15 protein-coding genes are annotated in these 17,711 nt (G+C 64.5%); 3 read left to right on the top strand and 12 right to left on the bottom strand.

The features are described 5' to 3' along the window. Window positions 1–267: 267 nt before the first annotated feature. The 8 genes from gyrB to rpsT form a co-directional block, all read right to left on the bottom strand. Window positions 268–2,703, bottom strand: a complete 2,436-nt coding sequence (gyrB, locus tag AC0L3J_RS02635; protein ID WP_473345816.1) for a DNA topoisomerase (ATP-hydrolyzing) subunit B — start codon at window positions 2,701–2,703, stop codon at window positions 268–270. A gap of 280 nt (window positions 2,704–2,983) precedes the next feature. Then, entirely contained in the window at window positions 2,984–5,152 is a 2,169-nt protein-coding gene (locus AC0L3J_RS02630; protein WP_473345815.1) for a hypothetical protein, read from the bottom strand. Window positions 5,153–5,278: 126 nt separating this feature from the next. Beyond that, window positions 5,279–6,016: a hypothetical protein gene (locus AC0L3J_RS02625; RefSeq protein WP_473345814.1), complete on the bottom strand. Its 738-nt coding sequence runs from the start codon at window positions 6,014–6,016 to the stop codon at window positions 5,279–5,281. A gap of 120 nt (window positions 6,017–6,136) precedes the next feature. Next, window positions 6,137–7,273, bottom strand: a complete 1,137-nt coding sequence (gene recF / locus AC0L3J_RS02620; RefSeq protein ID WP_473345813.1) for a DNA replication/repair protein RecF — start codon at window positions 7,271–7,273, stop codon at window positions 6,137–6,139. Window positions 7,274–7,361: 88 nt separating this feature from the next. Next, complete coding sequence (locus AC0L3J_RS02615) at window positions 7,362–7,727, bottom strand: endonuclease domain-containing protein (RefSeq protein ID WP_473345812.1); 366 nt, start codon at window positions 7,725–7,727, stop codon at window positions 7,362–7,364. 210 nt (window positions 7,728–7,937) lie between these two features. Next, window positions 7,938–9,056, bottom strand: coding sequence for a DNA polymerase III subunit beta (dnaN, locus tag AC0L3J_RS02610; RefSeq protein ID WP_473345811.1), 1,119 nt, complete (start codon window positions 9,054–9,056; stop codon window positions 7,938–7,940). Window positions 9,057–9,432: 376 nt separating this feature from the next. Then, window positions 9,433–10,845: a chromosomal replication initiator protein DnaA gene (dnaA, locus tag AC0L3J_RS02605; protein ID WP_473346064.1), complete on the bottom strand. Its 1,413-nt coding sequence runs from the start codon at window positions 10,843–10,845 to the stop codon at window positions 9,433–9,435. A gap of 1,280 nt (window positions 10,846–12,125) precedes the next feature. After that, window positions 12,126–12,392: a 30S ribosomal protein S20 gene (rpsT, locus tag AC0L3J_RS02600; protein WP_007598259.1), complete on the bottom strand. Its 267-nt coding sequence runs from the start codon at window positions 12,390–12,392 to the stop codon at window positions 12,126–12,128. A 404-nt stretch (window positions 12,393–12,796) separates the two neighbouring features. Between rpsT and AC0L3J_RS02595 the strand changes: the two genes are divergently transcribed. The 3 genes from AC0L3J_RS02595 (at window position 12,797) to AC0L3J_RS02585 (ending at window position 15,058) form a co-directional block, all read left to right on the top strand. After that, the gene (locus tag AC0L3J_RS02595) at window positions 12,797–13,114 is read left to right on the top strand and encodes a hypothetical protein (RefSeq protein ID WP_007616084.1); all 318 of its coding nucleotides are present in this window, start codon (window positions 12,797–12,799) and stop codon (window positions 13,112–13,114) included. A 163-nt stretch (window positions 13,115–13,277) separates the two neighbouring features. Beyond that, the gene (msrA, locus tag AC0L3J_RS02590) at window positions 13,278–13,934 is read left to right on the top strand and encodes a peptide-methionine (S)-S-oxide reductase MsrA (protein WP_473288345.1); all 657 of its coding nucleotides are present in this window, start codon (window positions 13,278–13,280) and stop codon (window positions 13,932–13,934) included. Window positions 13,935–14,311: 377 nt separating this feature from the next. Continuing rightward, window positions 14,312–15,058, top strand: coding sequence for a polysaccharide biosynthesis/export family protein (locus AC0L3J_RS02585; RefSeq protein WP_446480418.1), 747 nt, complete (start codon window positions 14,312–14,314; stop codon window positions 15,056–15,058). A 25-nt stretch (window positions 15,059–15,083) separates the two neighbouring features. Here AC0L3J_RS02585 and AC0L3J_RS02580 read toward each other — a convergent pair whose 3' ends face one another. The 4 genes from AC0L3J_RS02580 to AC0L3J_RS02565 all read right to left on the bottom strand — a co-directional run bounded on the left by AC0L3J_RS02580 (window position 15,084) and on the right by AC0L3J_RS02565 (window position 17,640). Further along, on the bottom strand, window positions 15,084–15,566 hold the full coding sequence (locus AC0L3J_RS02580; protein ID WP_473345810.1) for a hypothetical protein: 483 nt from the start codon (window positions 15,564–15,566) through the stop codon (window positions 15,084–15,086). Window positions 15,567–15,684: 118 nt separating this feature from the next. Beyond that, window positions 15,685–16,356, bottom strand: coding sequence for a dienelactone hydrolase family protein (locus AC0L3J_RS02575; protein ID WP_473345809.1), 672 nt, complete (start codon window positions 16,354–16,356; stop codon window positions 15,685–15,687). A gap of 159 nt (window positions 16,357–16,515) precedes the next feature. Next, entirely contained in the window at window positions 16,516–16,851 is a 336-nt protein-coding gene (locus AC0L3J_RS02570; protein ID WP_247285157.1) for a hypothetical protein, read from the bottom strand. A gap of 24 nt (window positions 16,852–16,875) precedes the next feature. After that, a complete protein-coding gene (locus tag AC0L3J_RS02565; RefSeq protein WP_473345808.1) occupies window positions 16,876–17,640 on the bottom strand; it encodes an alpha/beta fold hydrolase in 765 nt (254 codons plus the stop codon). Window positions 17,641–17,711 lie beyond the last annotated feature (71 nt).

Raw genomic sequence — 17,711 nt, 5'->3', positions numbered from 1 at the left:
TCTCGCTGTCGTGTTGGGTGAGGGGCGGGTTTTCGAGGCGGAAGCTACCGAGAATTGAGCGCGGGAGCAATTCTGCACTTGTTGCGAGGACGGGAGGGGGAGGTTCAGCCGAGGTGTCTCCACGTCATGGCCGGGCCTGTCCCGGCCATCCACGCCTTGCCTCGTCGCACGAAGAACGTGGATGCCCGGGCCTTCGCCTCGCCGAAGCGGCTTCGGTCGCGCAGGCGGGACAAGCCCGGGCATGACGACCGTACAAGCCGCTCGATCTCAGATATCGATCGTCGCGCTCAGCGAATGTTCCTGGATGAAGTCGCGGCGCGGCTCGACCACGTCGCCCATCAGCTTGGTGAAGATGTCGTCGGCCTCGTCGACCTCCTTGACCTTCACCTGGAGCAGTGATCGCGCATTGATATCCAGCGTCGTCTGCCAGAGCTGCTCCGGATTCATCTCGCCCAGCCCTTTGTAGCGCTGCAGCGAGACGCCCTTGCGGCCGGCGTCGGTGACCGCCTCGAACAGATCGACCGGGCCATAGACCATGTGCTCGGTGTCCTTGCGCCGCAGCTTGCCGGGGCGGGCATAAACGTCCTGGAGCTTGAGTGTGTACTCGTCGAGCTTGCGGGCTTCGACCGAGCCCAGGAACGCGGCATCGATGAGGGCGACGTCCTTGACGCCGCGCACGGTGCGCTCGAACTGGAAACCATGGCCTTCGACGTATTGACCGATCCAGCCGCGCTCGACCTCGTCGGCGAGCGTGTCGAGGCGGGCGGCGATGTATTGCGCGGCCGCGGCGGCCTTCTCCGGATCGCCGTAGATCGCCTTGTTGAGCACGCCGGTGATGGCGGCCTGCTCGATCACCTTACGATTGTAGCGGGTGTGCAGGCTGCGCAGGATGCCGCGGACGGCGCGGGCGTCGTCGACCAGCGAGCGCAGGTCGCGGCCGGTGCGATCGCCGCCGGTGCCGGGGATATAGACGCAATCGTCCAGCCCGGTGTCGATCAGATAATCTTCCAGCGCCCGCTCGTCCTTCAGATATTGCTCGGACTTGCCGCGGTTGACCTTATAGAGCGGCGGCTGGGCGATGTAGAGATAGCCGCCGTCGATGATCTCGCGCATCTGCCGGTAGAAGAACGTGAGCAGCAGCGTGCGGATGTGGGCGCCGTCGACATCGGCGTCCGTCATCACGATGATCTTGTGATAGCGCAGCTTCTCGATCGAGAATTCGTCGCCGATGCTCGTTCCGAGCGCGGTGATCAGCGTGCCGATCTGCTCGCTGCCCAGCATCTTGTCGGGACGCACGCGTTCGACATTGAGGATCTTGCCGCGCAGCGGCAGCACGGCCTGGAATTCGCGGTTGCGGCCCTGCTTGGCACTGCCGCCTGCCGAGTCACCCTCGACGATGAAGAGCTCGGATTTCGCCGGGTCCTTTTCCTGGCAGTCGGCGAGCTTGCCGGGCAGCGAGGAGACCGAGAGCGGGCTCTTGCGCGTCAGCTCGCGCGCCTTTCGCGCGGCTTCGCGGGCCGCTGCCGCCTGGATCACCTTGCCGACGATCATCTTGGCTTCGGAGGGATGCTCCTCGAACCAGGCTTGCAGCGCCTCGTTGAGCACGTTCTCGACCACGGGACGCACTTCCGAGGACACCAGCTTGTCCTTGGTCTGCGACGAGAATTTTGGGTCCGGCACCTTCACCGACAGCACGGCGGTGAGGCCTTCGCGGCAATCGTCGCCGGTGAGCGCGATCTTTTCCTTTTTCGCATTGGCCTCGGCATAGCCGTTGACCTGGCGCGTCAGCGCGCCGCGGAAACCGGCGAGATGGGTGCCGCCGTCGCGCTGCGGGATGTTGTTGGTGAAGCACAGCACGTTCTCGTGGTAGCTGTCGTTCCACCACAATGCGGCCTCGACACCGATGCCGTTGGCTTCCGCGCGCACCATGATCGGCGCCGGCACGATCGCCTTCTTGTTGCGGTCGAGATATTTGACGAATTCCTCGACGCCGCCGGAATAGTGCATCTCCTCGCGCTTCTCGACGGCGTGACGCATGTCGGAGAGAGCGATGTTGACGCCGGAGTTGAGGAAGGCGAGCTCGCGCAGTCGGTGCTCCAGCGTGGCGAAGTCATACTCGATGTTCTTGAAGGTCTCTGTCGAGGCCTGGAACGTCACCTCGGTGCCGCGCCTGCCGGGCGCGTCGCCGACCACCTTGAGCGGCGCGACCGCATCGCCATGGGCGAATTCGATGTAGTGTTCCTTGTTGTCGCGCCAGATGCGCAAGCCGAGCTTGCTCGACAGCGCGTTGACGACGGAGACGCCGACGCCGTGCAGGCCGCCGGAAACCTTGTAGGAATTCTGGTCGAACTTACCGCCGGCGTGGAGCTGGGTCATGATGACCTCGGCTGCCGAGATGCCTTCGCCCTTGTGGATGTCGACGGGAATGCCGCGGCCGTCGTCGCGCACGGTGACGGAATTGTCGGCGTTGAGGATCACGTCCACGCGCGTGGCGTGGCCCGCGAGCGCCTCGTCGATCGCGTTGTCGACGACCTCGTAGACCATGTGATGCAGGCCCGAGCCGTCATCGGTGTCGCCGATATACATGCCGGGGCGCTTGCGGACGGCGTCGAGACCCTTGAGCACGCGGATCGATTCCGCCCCGTAATCGCTCGGATTTGAGGGTTCGTTTTCGGCAGGCGTCTGCCGAGCAGGTTCTGTCATGAGAGGCCTTCGAGATGTCGCCCGAATCAGCGGCGCAAAAGGCGCTGATATGCGGGCTATTTGTGCCACGAAAGACGGATTGCGCCTAGCGCAAAGTATCTCCCGGCAAGTCTTTGATTAAATGGGATTTTTCGGCCGATTTTCAAGGCCTTCGAAGGCCGATTCGGCGGCTTGGAAAAAGCGCGATTCGAGACGCCGTTTCGGGCTCTGGAAGACGTGGATTTTTCGCGGAGGAGGGGCGTTCCGAGGCGCGTGGAACGCCCCGGAACGGCCTTGCAGCTCAATACATCTGAAGCGGCAGCACATCTCCGCTTGGTCCCACCAGGAGGCCCCAGGCATCGCCGGCGGCCACGGTGAGGGTCTCGGTGCGAGCAGGGCGTCCCGGCAGACGCAGCGCGTACTGGTACTTGCCGGGCGGCAGATCGAGCATCGGACCTTTCGGCGATTGCGGACCGCCGGCGCCGGCCGCGATCTTCACGGTTTGATTGTTGATCGTCAGCGATGCTTCCTTCGGCCCCATATTGCCGAGCATCAGCCTCGCCTGTCCCGCCTTCGGCATGATGTCGGCCTTGGCCGCGGCCTGCGGATTCCGCTGCATCAGGCTGACCGTGGTCTCGTCCCTGGCGCGGCCGAGCTTCAGCACGGCCGGTCCCTCCGGCGAGGTGAACGCGAGCTCCGCCCGCTCGGCGGTCACGGTTGCGCCGTCGGCCTTCTCCTGCCAGCCGCGCTTGGTCAGCTCCGCGCGATAGAAGGCGAGGACCTCGCCAAGCTCGGCGGGGATGCTGGCTTCGAGCTCGGCCCGGAACGACTGGTCGCTGCCGGGAAACTTCGTGGAGCTGATGCCGGTCGAGCTGTGCTGCGTCGGCACCGGCAGGGCCGAATCGGGATCGGGCGTGAGCGGCTCCTTCGATTTGGTCTGGGGCGCCTTGGCTTGATTCGATTTGGCCTCGACGGGCTTCGCCGCGGCGATAATAAGACCGGAGCCGTTGGCGCTAACGTTCACCTTCGGCCCCATCTGCAGCACTGTCATCGAGATCGACTTGCCGCTCTTGGAGAATTCCATCACCGCCATGTTGGGCTGGTTGATGACGGAAGGTTGCTCCTTCCAGCCCGCCGGCTTAAGCGATGCGCGATAGAACGCGGTGAGCGCCTTCACGCTCGATGTCGAGGAGAATTCGAGCTGGCCGTCGTCGCCCTCGAACTTCACGCCTTCGGCGGTTTCGGGCAGCGGCACCGGAGTCTTGCTGTCGGCCAGCGCATTCAGCGGCGCGTCGGACAATGCAGCCGCCTGCACCTTGCGCCTGGCTTCGTCGGCGGTGATGAGCTGCTTGGCCGCACCTAACGCATCCCCAAGGAACTTCTCGTCGGCCTCCTTCTTCGCCTTGGCGCGGGCGGCAAGCGCGGAGTCCTTCACCTGCGCGGCCAGGCTGACCATGGTGAAATCATATTTGCGGCCAAGCCGCAGCACGCCGGTTTCCTCCGCTGAAGAGATCTTGATCGCGACCTCGTCGCCGGGTGCGAGCGGCGCGCTGCCGTCCTCCTGCCAGCCGCGCGCGGCGAGCTCGCGGTGATAGAAGGCGAGCACGGCCGGCAGCTCGGCCATCGCGGCGGCCGACATTTCGCGCTTGTTGTCGCTCGCGCTGCCGAGGCCCCTGGCCGTCTTGGTCGGACTCGGCCGCGGTAGGCCGGCCAGATCGCTATCGGCCTTGAGCTCGCGGGGCAGCGCGAAGGGCGCGACCCGGATATCGATATTGGTGCGGCCATCGTCACGGCGCGTCAGCGTCAGCATCACAGGCTTCTGCTGATAGAATCCGGTCTCCTTGCTATCGGCATGCGCGTAGAACGCGCGCAGGCCGTTGGGAGCAGTCTCATCCAGGCTGGTCGTCCAGCGCGCAGCGGTTTCCGGCGTGAGCTTCTGCCAGCCGATCGCAGCCATCTGGCTGCTGTAGAAATCCGACGTCGCATCGAGCGGCGTCGGCGCGATGCAGCCGAGATAGGGCCGGGTCCCGTCAAACACGATCTCGCTTGCGCCTGCCGGAAACGGCACGTTCCCGTAAATCCGCTCGGTGGTGTAATAAACCACGGACTGGTCAGGCCGGCCGGGCGCCTGCGTGAAATGAACGGAAAGGCCGTGTCGTCCCTTCCTGAACTTCAGCAGGCTGCTTTTCTCCTCAAGCGGCATCACATAGGGCACCCAGCCGTTGTCGCTCAGGAGCTTTTGGACCGCGGGCAGTGTCACGGCCTGCCGCGTCGGCACGCGATATTCGACGCTATAGGGATCGGGGCGCGAAATGTCTTCCACCGCACCTTCGAGCTGCGGTAGCGCGTGGACGTCGACGATGCCCTCGTCGGCGCCGGCCGCGATTGAGCAGCTCGCCATCAGGAAGAGACCGCATGCAAGCAGCCGCCATCGTGCCGGGATTTGCATCCCGCGCGGGATCATCGCCATCGTTACGTCTCCAGGATGCTGCGCGGCGCTTTGGCGCGCGCGATTGCAACGGCTGCGACACCGTCGGCGGGGCCTCAGACCAGAAGTCGCGGCAGGAACCGGGCAGGTTCAAAGCTCCCGAACTGGTCAATACAGCTGGAGCGGCGACCATGTCTCGCCGTCGCGCCCGACGGTGAGCTCCCAGGCGTCGCCGGCCGCGAGATTGAGGATGTCGGTGTGGGCCGGACGGCCGGGCACGCCCAGTTCGTAGACATACTGGCCGGGCGCCAGATCCAGCGAGACGGCGTTAGCGCCGGCGGCGCGCTTGATGATCCGCGCGTCGATCCCGAGCACGGCTTCCGTCTCGCCGATGTTGCTGAACACCAGCTTCGCCTGGCCCGGTTCGGGCATGACGTTCGCCCGGGTTGCAGTATCCGAGTTCTTCTGCACGAGATGGACCGAGGTGCTGCTGTCGTTGCGGCCGAGCTCCAGCATGGCCGGCCCGAGCGGAGATGCGAACGCGAGCTGGACGTGCTCGGCGGAGACGACGGCGCCATCATGCTGCTCCTGCCACCCGAGCTTCCCGAGCTCCCTGCGGTAGAAGGCAAGAACGTCGCTGAGCTCGGCGGGCACGGTGGCTTCGAGCTTGACGCGAAGCGGCGCTTCGACGCCCCGCATCAGTGTGGTGTGGATTCCTCGAAAGCTGTAGCGGGTCGGTGCGGGTAGCCTGGCATCGGGGTCCGGCGTGAGTTCGGCCGAAAACAGCGGCTGCGGCATCCAGGCGCCGGCGCCTGCCGCGAGCATGCACGTCACGAGCAAGACGAGGCCGCACGCAAACGCCCGCCATCGTGCCGGAGCTTGCGCCCCGGACCTCGCCGTCCGCATCTCACTCTCCAGGGGTTCGCGCGTGATGTCATTGCGCGATTGCAAAAACGGCTGCGACGCCGTCGGCGCCGCCTCCGGCAACTAGTCGCGGCGGAAATGGGGCGGGTTCAACGGCTGCGACTAGCGCCGGGCCGATACCTGTCCGCTTTGGACGTCAAAGATCTCGCCCCCGGCGCCGATCTCGGTGAAGGCGGCGGGGTCTGCGCCGGTCAGCCACACCTGCGCGCCGAGCTTGCGCAACTCGTCGAACAGCGCCGCGCGCCTATTGGGATCAAGATGCGCGACGACCTCGTCGAGCAGCAGCAGCGGCACGATGCCAGTCATCTCGGCGACCAGGCTCGCATGCGCCAGCACCAGCCCGATCAGCAACGCCTTCTGCTCGCCGGTCGAGGCATCGCGCGCCGGCATGCTTTTCGGCGCGTAGATCACCTGCAGATCGGTGAGATGCGGACCATCCGTGGTGCGGCCGGCAATGGCGTCACGCGGACGGTTGTCGCGCAGGATCTGGCGGTAGCGGTCCTCGACCGACGTCGCGGTCTCGTTGAGCAGCGCGTTCTCCATCCAGCCGTCGAGCGCGATCTGTGCCGAGGGGAAGGCGGAGGCTTGCGCGCGTGCATTCAGCATGCCGGTGAGACGCGCCGCGGTCTGGCCCCGGGTTGCGGCGACCGCGACCGCAAGCTCCGCGGTCTCGCGCTCGATCGCGTCACACCAATGGTCGTCGTAATTGCGGGTCTCGAGCAGGCGGTTGCGCGAACGCAGGGAGCGTTCGAGCGCGGAGATGCGGCTGGAATGGTCGCTGTCGATGGCAAGCACCAGGCGGTCGAAGAAGCGCCGGCGCTCGGACGCAGCTCCCATGAACAGCCCGTCCATCGCCGGCGTCAGCCACACCATGCGGATGTGGTCGCCGAACGACGCCGCCGAATTGACCGGTTCGCGGTCGATGCGGCAGCGCCGGCTGACCGGGCTATCTGCGCGCGGCGGATCGATGCCGGTGCCGAGCGTGGCAAGGCCCAGCGCGCCCTCGACCTGTGCCGACACCGCCCAGGAGCCGTCGCCCTGGTTGTCGGCGACGTCGTCCAGCGTCGCGCGCCGCAGCCCGCGTCCCGGCGACAGGAACGAGATCGCCTCGATGCAATTGGTCTTGCCCGCCCCGTTCGGCCCGACCAGCGCCACCATGTCAGCCTTCACCTCGAGCCCCGCCGCCCGGTAATTACGAAAATGCGTCAGCGTCAGGCGATGAATGCGGGAGGGGGTCATTGTGCTCGTCGTGCCGGGCGGTGCGTCCCCTCTCCCCTTGTGGGAGAGGGTGGCGCCTCACGAAGTGAGGCGACGGGTGAGGGGTATGTTACCGCAGGGCGAGCTTTGCAAGGATGTCCTCCAATACAGAAGCGGGCTGCTGCAACACGTCATTGTTCCAGTAGCGCGCGATGACAAAGCCTTCAGCGGAGAGTGTTGCGTCACGAGCTGCGTCGCGTTGCGATTCCACATGCTGACCGCCGTCGATCTCGATCACGAGGCGCTTTTCGAAGCAGACGAAATCGAGAATGTAGCTTCTGAACGGAACTTGTCGGCGAAGCTTGTAGGCGGATAATCGACGATCCCTGAGCAGGCGCCACATTGCGGCTTCCGCATCCGTCGGCTCATGCCGCATATTTTTCGCGAATTGGCGGAGACGTTTGGGGACTGGTCGGTGGGATGGTTCCTGCGGCACGAACCCCTCACCCGACTGAGTATGTATCCGCCCGCGGAGATGCCCTCTCCCACAAGGGGAGAGGGCGCAGCAACGTGCATTGCGCTTGTTTCGTCGGGCGAAGCTGTAGCTTCACCCTCTCCCCCTGTGGGAGAGGGTGGCTTCGCGCAGCGAAGCCGGGTGAGGGGTTGTCTCCGCATAAAAGGTGTCGCGAGAGGAGGACCACGTCCCTCACACCCGCATCGGCATCAGCACGTAGAGCGCGCTCTTGTCGTCGCGGTCTTGCACCAGGGTCGGTGAGCCGGGGTCGGCGAGGCGGAGGGTTGCGACGTCGCCTTCGATCTGGGCGGCGATGTCGAGCAGATAGCGGGAGTTGAAGCCGATATCGAGGGCGTCGGAGGCGTATTCGACTTCGAGCTCTTCGGTCGCGCTGCCGGAATCCGGATTGGTCACCGACAGCACCAGCTTGCCCGGCGACAGCGAGAGTTTCACGGCGCGCCCGCGCTCGCTGGAAATCGTCGAGACGCGGTCGACCGCGTTCTCGAAATCCTTCTTGTCGACGACGAGCTCCTTGTCGTTGCCCTGCGGGATCACACGGCCGTAATCGGGGAAGGTGCCGTCGATCAGCTTCGAGGTCAGCACCACATTGCCGATGGTGAAACGGATCTTGGCCTGCGACAGCTCGATCGTGACCTCGGCCTCGTTGTCCTCGATCAGGCGCTGCACCTCGCCGACCGTCTTGCGCGGCACGATCACGCCGGGCATGCCCTCGGCGCCCTTGGGCTGGACCAGGTCGAGCTGGGCGAGGCGGTGGCCATCGGTGGCGACGCCGCGCAAGGTGGCAGCTTTGGCGGAGCCCGCGGCGTGCAGATAGATGCCGTTGAGATAATAGCGGGTCTCCTCCGTGGAGATCGCGAACTGGGTGCGGTCGATCAGCCGCTTGACGTCCTTGGCGGCGAGATGGAACGAATGCGACATGTCGCCGGCGGCGAGATCCGGGAAATCGTTCTCCGGCAAGGTCTGCAGCGTGAAGCGGGAGCGGCCGGCGCGGATCGCCAGCACGGCGCGGTCGCCGTCGGCCTCGAGCACGATCTGCGAACCGTCCGGCAGCTTGCGCACGATGTCGTAGAACATGTGGGCCGGCACGGTGGTGGAGCCCGCGGTCGCGGTTTCCGCCGCGAGCGTTTCGGTGACCTCGAGATCGAGGTCGGTCGCCTTCAGCGACAATTTCGCGTTCTCGGCCCTAACAAGCACGTTGCCGAGGATCGGAATCGTGTTGCGGCGCTCGACCACGCGGTGGACGTGGCCCAGCGACTTCAGGAGTTGCGCGCGTTCGACCGTAACCTTCATTGCACTACTCGCCCGATCCCCAAGGAAACACAAATCTGGAAAAGCCGGGCGGCGGGACGCGCGCCACGGCACCGAAGACCCCGGAAAGCCGGAACATCCAGCCGATATGACCAAAGCCGTCAGGGTCGCGCAAGGTGGCGCGTAAAGTCATCCGTTTCAAGGGATTGCGCGACGGTTCCCCACGATTTACCGGCAAAGACGGGGCCGGCGCCCGGAAGCAGGTGCGCTCCCTCGCCCCGTTCTTACGGGGAGAGGGTTGGGGTGAGGGGCCTCTTTCCGCGGGCGAGCCTGCCGATGGACCTGTACCCCCTCACCCGGATCGCAAGAGCGATCCGACCTCTCCCCGCAAGCGGGGAGAGGTGAAGGAAATAGGCGTTTATTCCTGAAGCTGGCGCTTGAGCGATTCGACCTCGTCCGACAGCGCCGTGTCCTTGGAAACCAGGGCCTCGATCTTGCGAACGGCGTGCAGCACCGTGGTGTGGTCGCGCCCGCCGAAGCGGCGGCCGATCTCGGGGAGCGATCGCAGGGTCAGCGTCTTGGCGAGATACATCGCCACCTGGCGCGGACGGACCACGTTGGCGGTCCGGCGCGAGGACAGGAGGTCGGAGCGGCTGACATTATACTGCCGCGCCACCACGCGCTGGATGTCCTCGATCTTGATCCGCTTCGGTTCCTGCGGCCGGATCAGGTCGCGCACCTCGTGCTCCGCCATCTCCAGCGTCACCGGCCGATTGTTGAGCTTCGAATGCGCGAGCAGGCGGTTAATCGCGCCTTCGAGATCCCGGCCGTTGTGGGTGATGGCGCGAGCCAGATAGGTCAGCACCTCCTCCGGCACCTCGAAGGTCGCATGATGGGCGCGGGCGGCTGCGACGCGCGACCTGAGAATACCGTGCCGCAGCTCCTCGCCGAGCGAGGCCATCTCGACCACGAGGCCGCCGGCCAGCCGCGAGCGCACGCGGTCGTCGAGGCTTTCGAGATCGGACGGCGGACGGTCGGCCGCGATCACGACCTGGCGGCCGGCATCGATCAGCGCGTTCAGCGTGTGACAGAACTCGGCCTGGGTCGACTTGCCCTGCAGGAACTGGAGATCGTCGATCACGAGCACGTCGATGCCGCGCAACGCTTCCTTGAAGGCGAGCGCCGTCTGCGTCTTCAGCGCGGCGACGAAGCCGTACATGAATTTCTCGGCGGTGAGATAAAGCACCTTGCGCTCGTTGCCGGAATTGCCGGCCCAGGTCACCGCCTGCAAGAGATGCGTCTTGCCGAGGCCGACACCCGCATGAATGTAGAGCGGATTGAACATGACGGGATCGCCGCGACGACCCTCGGCGACCTGACGCGCAGCCGCATGCGCCAGCGTGTTGGAACGGCCGACGACGAAGCTTGCGAAGGTCAGGCGCGGATCGAGCGGCGAACCGCCGAGCGCATCATGATTGGCCGAGACCGGCGCCGTCGCGGTCGAGCGCAGCTCCGGCGCAGGCGAGCGGCGCGTTTCGACCGGCGCGGGCGCTTCCTTCTGCTGAACCACGGGCCGCACCGCCGTGCGCACGGTGAGATCGATCCGATGCACTTCGGGCATCTCGGCCTGCCAGCACGACAGCACGCGCTCGGCATAATGGGCCTGGATCCAGCTCTTCAGGAAGCGGGTCGGCACCGACAGACGCACGCTCTCGTCCTGGACGCCTTCCAGATCCATGCGCGCAAACCAGCTCGTATAGACGTCTTCGCCGACGTTCGAGCGCAGCCGACTCTTCACGCGTGACCAGCGATCCTGTTCCGGGGTTGTCATCATTTGAGAACTTTTCTTGAGAGATAAGGTTGCGTGGTGAGCGCCATGCAGAGTTCCTGCCAGCAATACCTGCCCAGGATTATTTGCAATGGCGGGACCTCAAGCGATTTCACCTGCAGGCATAGCTCGACCGTTCGGCGGAAACGCCGCGTCCGATCAGCAATGTCTAGAGATGGAGGGGTCGCGAGGTCAGCGCGTACTCGGCGCTCCGTGACACGCGGGAGGCTTGGTGTCCGACGAATCTAAAACGGCATCGCTGGAAGTCGAAATGCTGGAAGTCGAAATGTGTTTCAATACCGCGTTGAGTTCGTAAGACATGATACCTCCCCGTCCTGCCGTGATTGCTCACGACAAGGTCCTGCGTGTCCAAACGACACCCGCGTCGTCATCGGATGCCTGCCCGTGTACTCGTCCGCTCGGCCTCGCCATCATGCCTGTCGGGGCAGCTTTCAAGATGTCTCTTAAGCGCGACAGAAAGATCCCGCTTGGAGACATTCAGACAAAGAGCTACCGTTCCCACATTGCTGTGGGTTTTGATCCGACAATCGCTTGTTGAAGCGCCGCCTACGTGCACATCGCCGCCGATTTGCACGCTCGCCCCGTTTCCGATACCGCGCTGGTCTCAAGATCGTGGGCGCCGCTGACCTCTTAAGGAATACACTATGCGGGAAGACTCGCAACGGAATTGATTCACACTTGAGGCATCAAAAATCTTGATCTGCGTTAACGCCACGCGGACTTGTGCACAGGCTTCAGAGCAAGTTTTTGGATTCGTGCACAGAATCGAAGACGCCACGTTTCATGTGACAATTCTCCGCCACCGCCAAAAATTTTTTACAAAAGCGTCACGCGCACGACGCGCTGGCGATTTTTCCAAATGCTTGGCCTCACTATGTCGATAAGTGATTAGCGAGACATCGTTTTTTGAGTCTCGTTTGACAGGGTAACTCCATCGCGTAACGCGATCCGGGGAAACTACGGTGTGCAGAACTCGCAGGTGCCGCGAATTCAACTTGAGCCCGCCTCGCAAGGACTTTTTGCACCGCGGTGGAAGTTTCCGCTGTTGCAAAACCATTCGCAGGTAAAACTACGGGACGCATCATGGTGCAAACGTCGCAATCCTCCGATCGAAGGTCGCTCGACGCGTGACTGCTTGCGTGAATATGACGGGCAACAAAAAAGCCCGGCGCGATGCCGGGCTGTTTGACGTATGCGATGTGCGACCGGATCCTCCGATCGAACGAATGCTGCTAGATCACTCGCGAGGTTACTGAGCGAGATTACTTGGCGAGCTTGGCGATCTGCGCGGTGAGCCGCGAGACTTTGCGGCTGGCATTGTTCTTATGAATGATGTTTCGCTGCGCGGCGCGCATCAAGGCGGGCTCGGCGTTCGCCAGCGCCGTGACGGCTGCGGCGCGGTCGCCGGTCTTGATCGCTTCTTCGACGTTGCGTACGGCACCGCGCATCTGGGTGCGGCGCGACTTGTTGACGGCGGTGCGGCGGGCGATCTTGCGCGTCGCTTTCTTGGCGGAAGTGGTATTGGCCATGGTCTCAATGTCCTTTGCGGGTACCGGTCGCGTCTTGGTCGGGTAGCGCCGGCTTGCTTGACCGCGTAATCGACGCTCGGAATTAGGGTGTTCGGTTGCTAGGCTGTTCCCGGAACACGAGCGACAGCCTTGCGGGCCGTCTCTGAGGCCCAGGGAGCCTCTCAGCCCAAGGAGCCTGCATCTGCTCAAAGAACAGCGGCGGCAGGATTGCGCCCGCCGCCAGTTGGCGCCCTTATAGAGAGGGTCTTTGGCACCGTCAACGCTTTCCGGGGCTGCAAAAGCAACCCCTCAGGGCGCGGATGAATGCTGTAACGCCCTGAAGAGGTTGAATTTCTGCCGTCTCCCTTGTATTGGCTGGCGGCGTTCCGAGGGTCGTCCGATCGGACGACTATAGAGGGTGAGGCATGATCCGCGGCTTTTTCCGACTGATTGGGCTGTTGCTGCTCGCCGGCGGGTTCATCTTCATGGTCTACGACGGCGCCCGCTGGGTCGCCGACCAGACCCTTCGGTTCACCCGTTTCGGCCAGTTCTGGAACGACATCAATCAGGCCAGCCAGACGGCATTCCGGACCTGGGTCGAGGCCAAGGCGCCCTGGCTCTGGACCTCGGTGATCCGCCTGGTGCTGGATCAGCCGGTTTTCGCCGTCCTCGGCATTCTCGGCATCCTCCTGATGATCCTGTTCCGCCCGCGCAAGCCGTTGATCGGCTATTCCCGGGATTGAGCTTTCAATTCGCGCGACTCGAACCGGCGCGCGGACGGCGTAACAGGGCTGCCCCTTTGCGCGTAAAGACCTATATTCCCAACTGATCGCGAGCACGCCGTCTGAGCGCTTGGCTCATCGCCTTGGCTCAGGCGAGGCACAGCTCGTTCCCGGAGATCCGTCCATGCTGTTCATGCGCAAGACCACCGCATTGCCGAGCGCCACGGAAGCGCTGCCCGGCCGTGCGCAAGCCATTCCGACCGCGACCACCCATTTCGTCAACGGCACGAAGTTGCAGCCGCCTTATCCCGCCGGCCTCGAGCAGGCGGTGTTCGGGCTCGGCTGCTTCTGGGGCGCCGAGCGCAAGTTCTGGGAGCTCGGCGAGGGCGTTTACACAACTGCTGTCGGCTATGCCGGCGGCCACACGCCGAACCCGACCTATGAAGAGACCTGCTCGGGCCGCACCGGTCACACCGAAGTGGTGCTGGTCGTGTTCGATCCGAACAAGGTGTCGTACGAGAAGCTGTTGAAGACGTTCTGGGAGAGCCACAACCCGACGCAGGGCATGCGCCAGGGCAACGACGTCGGCACGCAATATCGAAGCGCGATCTACACCACTTCAGACGCGCAGAAGACAGCGGCCGATCAATCGAAGGCGCTCTATCAGAAGGCGCTTGCCGCAAAAGGTCTCGGCACCATCACCACCGAGATCGCGCCCGCCGGCGAATTCTACTTTGCCGAGGACTATCATCAGCAATATCTGGCCAAGAATCCCGCCGGCTATTGCGGCCTGGGCGGCACCGGCGTGTCCTGCCCGATCGGCGTCGGTGTAAGCGCATAAAGTTGGCTCCGGGCTCGCTGCACCTCTCCCGCTTGCGGGAGAGGTCGCGCATTTGAGAGCAGTTTTCTGCGGCCCATCCTTCGAGACGCCCGCTTTAGGCGGGCTCCTCAGGATGAGGATGGCGTGTGCGGCGACAGTTCCAACAGGCACCGATGCCGATTAGCCTCATCCTGAGGAGACCGCAGAGCGGTCGTCTCGAAGGACGAGGCGCTTGTTCAGCTTGGTCCAAAAGGCCATATGCGATAGCCGCGCCCGCAAGCGGGAGAGGGAGCGCACTGCGCCCGTAGCCGCATCGTCGCGCCAACCACCCCCCTCAACGCTTTATTAACCATAACCGGTGCATCACTGAAGCTGTCTCGTTTCGAGGGATAAGTCCGGTGCCGGTTGCACGCGCGTTTCGATGGTCGATCTCGGCAGCGTCCCTGGCAGCGTCCGCCGCGCTGACCCTTGGCGGCTGCATGCAAACCGCTGGTCCCGTCGCCTATGTGCAGCCGCGCGCCGATCTCGATTCGATGGCCTATGGCCAGCCCTACAACGCGCCGCAGCCGGTCGTCGTCGGCAGCGGCGGCGGTGCCATCGCAGCACTCAGCAATTCCTTTGCCTCTTCGCCTGCGCCCATGCCGGTCGGTTATGCCGCACCGATGGCGGCGCCGGTCCGCTACGATTCCTCCTACCATCTCGACGCCGGCGACAGGCTGCGCGTCGTGGTCTATGGCCAGGAAGGTCTCACCAACAGCTACGCGATCGACGCCGGCGGCTCCATCACCATGCCGCTGATCGGCGGCGTGCCGGCACGCGGCCGCACTCCGGCGGGCCTTGCCGGCGAGATCGCCGCGCGGCTGCGCAACGGCTACATCCGCGAGCCTTCGGTTGCCGTCGAGATCGAAGCCTATCGCCCGTTCTTCATTCTCGGCGAAGTCTCCGCGCCCGGCCAGTATCCGTATGTGCCGAACATGACGGTCGAAAGCGCCGTCGCGATTGCCGGCGGCTTCTCGCCCCGCGCCAAGCGCGACGTGGTCACCGTCACACACACCGAAGCCGGCGGCGCCATGCGCGCCGTGGTGCCGCTCGGCACGCCCTTGAGTCCCGGCGACACCGTGTTCGTCGGCGAGCGCTGGTTCTAGAGCGCTTTTCGAGCGAAGCTCTAGCTCACCGCCTGAAATCCAGCCGGCCGTTCGGAAAACATCCGTCGATCCTGGTGGCATCGACCACCAGCCCAACCCATGGCCGTGTGATCGCCGGATTGGTCAGGTTGATATATTTCCCGACCAAGCGATCCCCGCCGTCGCGCGCCGCATCGATCAGCCCATGCCGGCGGCCATGGTCCCAATCGAAGCGCAGGAAGATGCGCTCGCCTGTGACCCGCACCTCAGCGCGTCCTTCTTTCCAGGCCTGCGGCGTATCGCCGGCAATGGTCGGATCTGCGCCGCCGTTCCAGCGGCTGGCCCAGATGCCGTCGAGCGGGTCTGACGGCGCCGCCACGGTTGCCCATGCCGCCGCGTTGACATCGGCGGCGTCGCCGGCAAGCGCGGCGGTTGCGGCATAATCCATGACGTCGCGATCATCAGGCGCGGGCACGTCCATGGTGCCGAACGGATTGCGGATGACGATATTCGTGTTGGCCTGCTGCATCACGATCTCCCGGCGTGCGGTGGCATGATCAGCCAGCTCTATCGCCGCGCGGCAGGATGCAGCCACCCGATTCCTGCTCTCCTCGACGCATCCCGGAATGACGGTAGCAAGTGCGGCCCTATTTCAAATGCTTGGCGAAAAATTCCATGCTGCGCGGCCAGGCGATGTCGGCGCTGGCCTTGTCGTAGCTCGCCCGCTCGTCGCAATGGAAGCCGTGCTGCGCGCCCGGATAGACGAAGACCTCGACGTCCGGCCGCTTCGTCTTGATGGTCTCGACGTCGGTCAGGGGAATGCCGGCATCCTTCTCGCCAAAATGCAGCTGCGTCGGCGCTTTGGGTGTCTCGTCGGCAAAGCGCACGACGGCGCCGCCGTAATAGCCGATCGCGGCCTTCAGGCCCGACAGCCGCGTCGCCGCGACGAAGGCGATGCTGCCGCCCAGGCAAAAGCCGATGATGCCGACCGGGCCGACGCTCTTCACCGCATCGATCGCCGCCTGCGTGTCGCGCAGCATCGCGTCCCAATCCGGACTGGCGACGAACTTGCGCGCTTCCGCGATCTCGTCAGGCGTGTAGCCGGACTGGAAGCCCGGCGAGGTCCGGTCGAAGATCGACGGGGCGATCGCGACATAGCCTTGCCCGGCGAGGCGATCGCAGACCGAGCGGATGTGATGGTTGACCCCGAAAATTTCCTGGATCACCACCACCGCGCCCTTCGCCGTGCTCGCGGGGTCAGCGCGATAGGCACCGAGCTGGAAATTGTCGGAGGCCGTCAGCTTGATGTCTTGTCCCACGCGGGTTGTCCTTGTTGGTTGTCACGAATTCACTCATTCTCCTCATCCTGAGGAGCGCGCTCTTGCGCGCGTCTCGAAGGATGAAAGGCCGAGCTACGAGAGGCGGGCCTGCATGGTTCGAGACGGCGCTTTGCGCCTCCTCACCATGAGGAGGGGCAATCACTCCCACATCCAGTTCTCGCCATAGTCCTCCTTCCATCCCGCCAGCCGGCCATGACGGAATTGCAGGAACAGGCGGTGACGGTACGGGATCAGTCCGCTGCCGCCGATGTTGCGAAGCGCGAGATAGATCTCGTTGCCGGGACGCCCGCGCACATATTGCAGCGGTTGCCCCAGCGCCCGCGCGGTCTGCCCGGCATCCATGCCGAAGGCGAGCGGCGTGTTGTTCGACAAGGTCGCGACGAAGGGCAGGCGGGGTGGTGTCCCGCCGAACTGCTCGGCTTGCGCGGATACTGACAGCAACACCGCGCCCGCAGCCAACATCGCTCGCTTCATTGCCTGTGTTCCCGTCCGATCGTCCTATTCCGGCAAGTTCTTCAGGAAAGGCAGCACCGCGTCAACAAAAGCCTGCGGCTGGTCGATGTTGACGGCATGTCCGGCGGCGGCGATCACGGCCTTTTGCGCGCCGGGAATTTTCGCGGCCATGTAGTCCGACGCGGCGAGGAACGGCGCGTCGTCGGCACCGACCACGATCAGGCTGGGCACCTTGATCTCCGGCAGCAGCTCGATCACCTGCGCGTCGCGCTGGGTCAGCATGCCGCGTGCGGCGAGCGCCAATCCCCTGGCATTGCGATGGTTCGCGGTGGCGCGCTCGCGCGTCGCCGCCTTCAGCACGTCGAGCCCTTCGCGATCGAGCTTGTCGGCAGTGGCGAGCGCCCGCGCATTCCAGGCCTCGCGTGCGTCGTCCTTCTTGAAGCCCGGGCCGGTGTCGATGATCAGCAGCGCGCGGACGCGCTTTGGATGCGCGCGAGCGAAGGCAAGCGACATGTAGCCGCCGAGCGACAGCCCGCCGATGATGGCGCGCTCAGTGCCGACGGCATCGAGGATCGCCGCGATGTCGCCGACCGTGAGTGCTTCGCTGTAGGCGGCGGGATCGTCGGGATAATCGGACTGGCCGTGACCGCGCATGTCCCACAAGATCAGCTTGTGATCCCTGGCAAGCGCCTCGACCTGCCCATGCCACATCGCCGACGTCGATGAGTAGCCGTGGGTCAGCAGCAGCGGCGGACCTTCGCCGTGAACCTCGTAGTAGATTCTGACGCCGTCCCGATCGATCCCAGGCATTCTGCCCACCCTTGTTTTTGTTTTCCTCTCCCCTTGTGGGAGAGGGTGGCTTGCCGCGGTAGCGGCGAGAC

The organism is Bradyrhizobium sp. Kon37, from assembly GCF_055807535.1.
The sequence above is the reverse complement of the archived record's forward strand: the minus strand, read 5'-3'. Positions and strand labels throughout refer to the sequence as shown.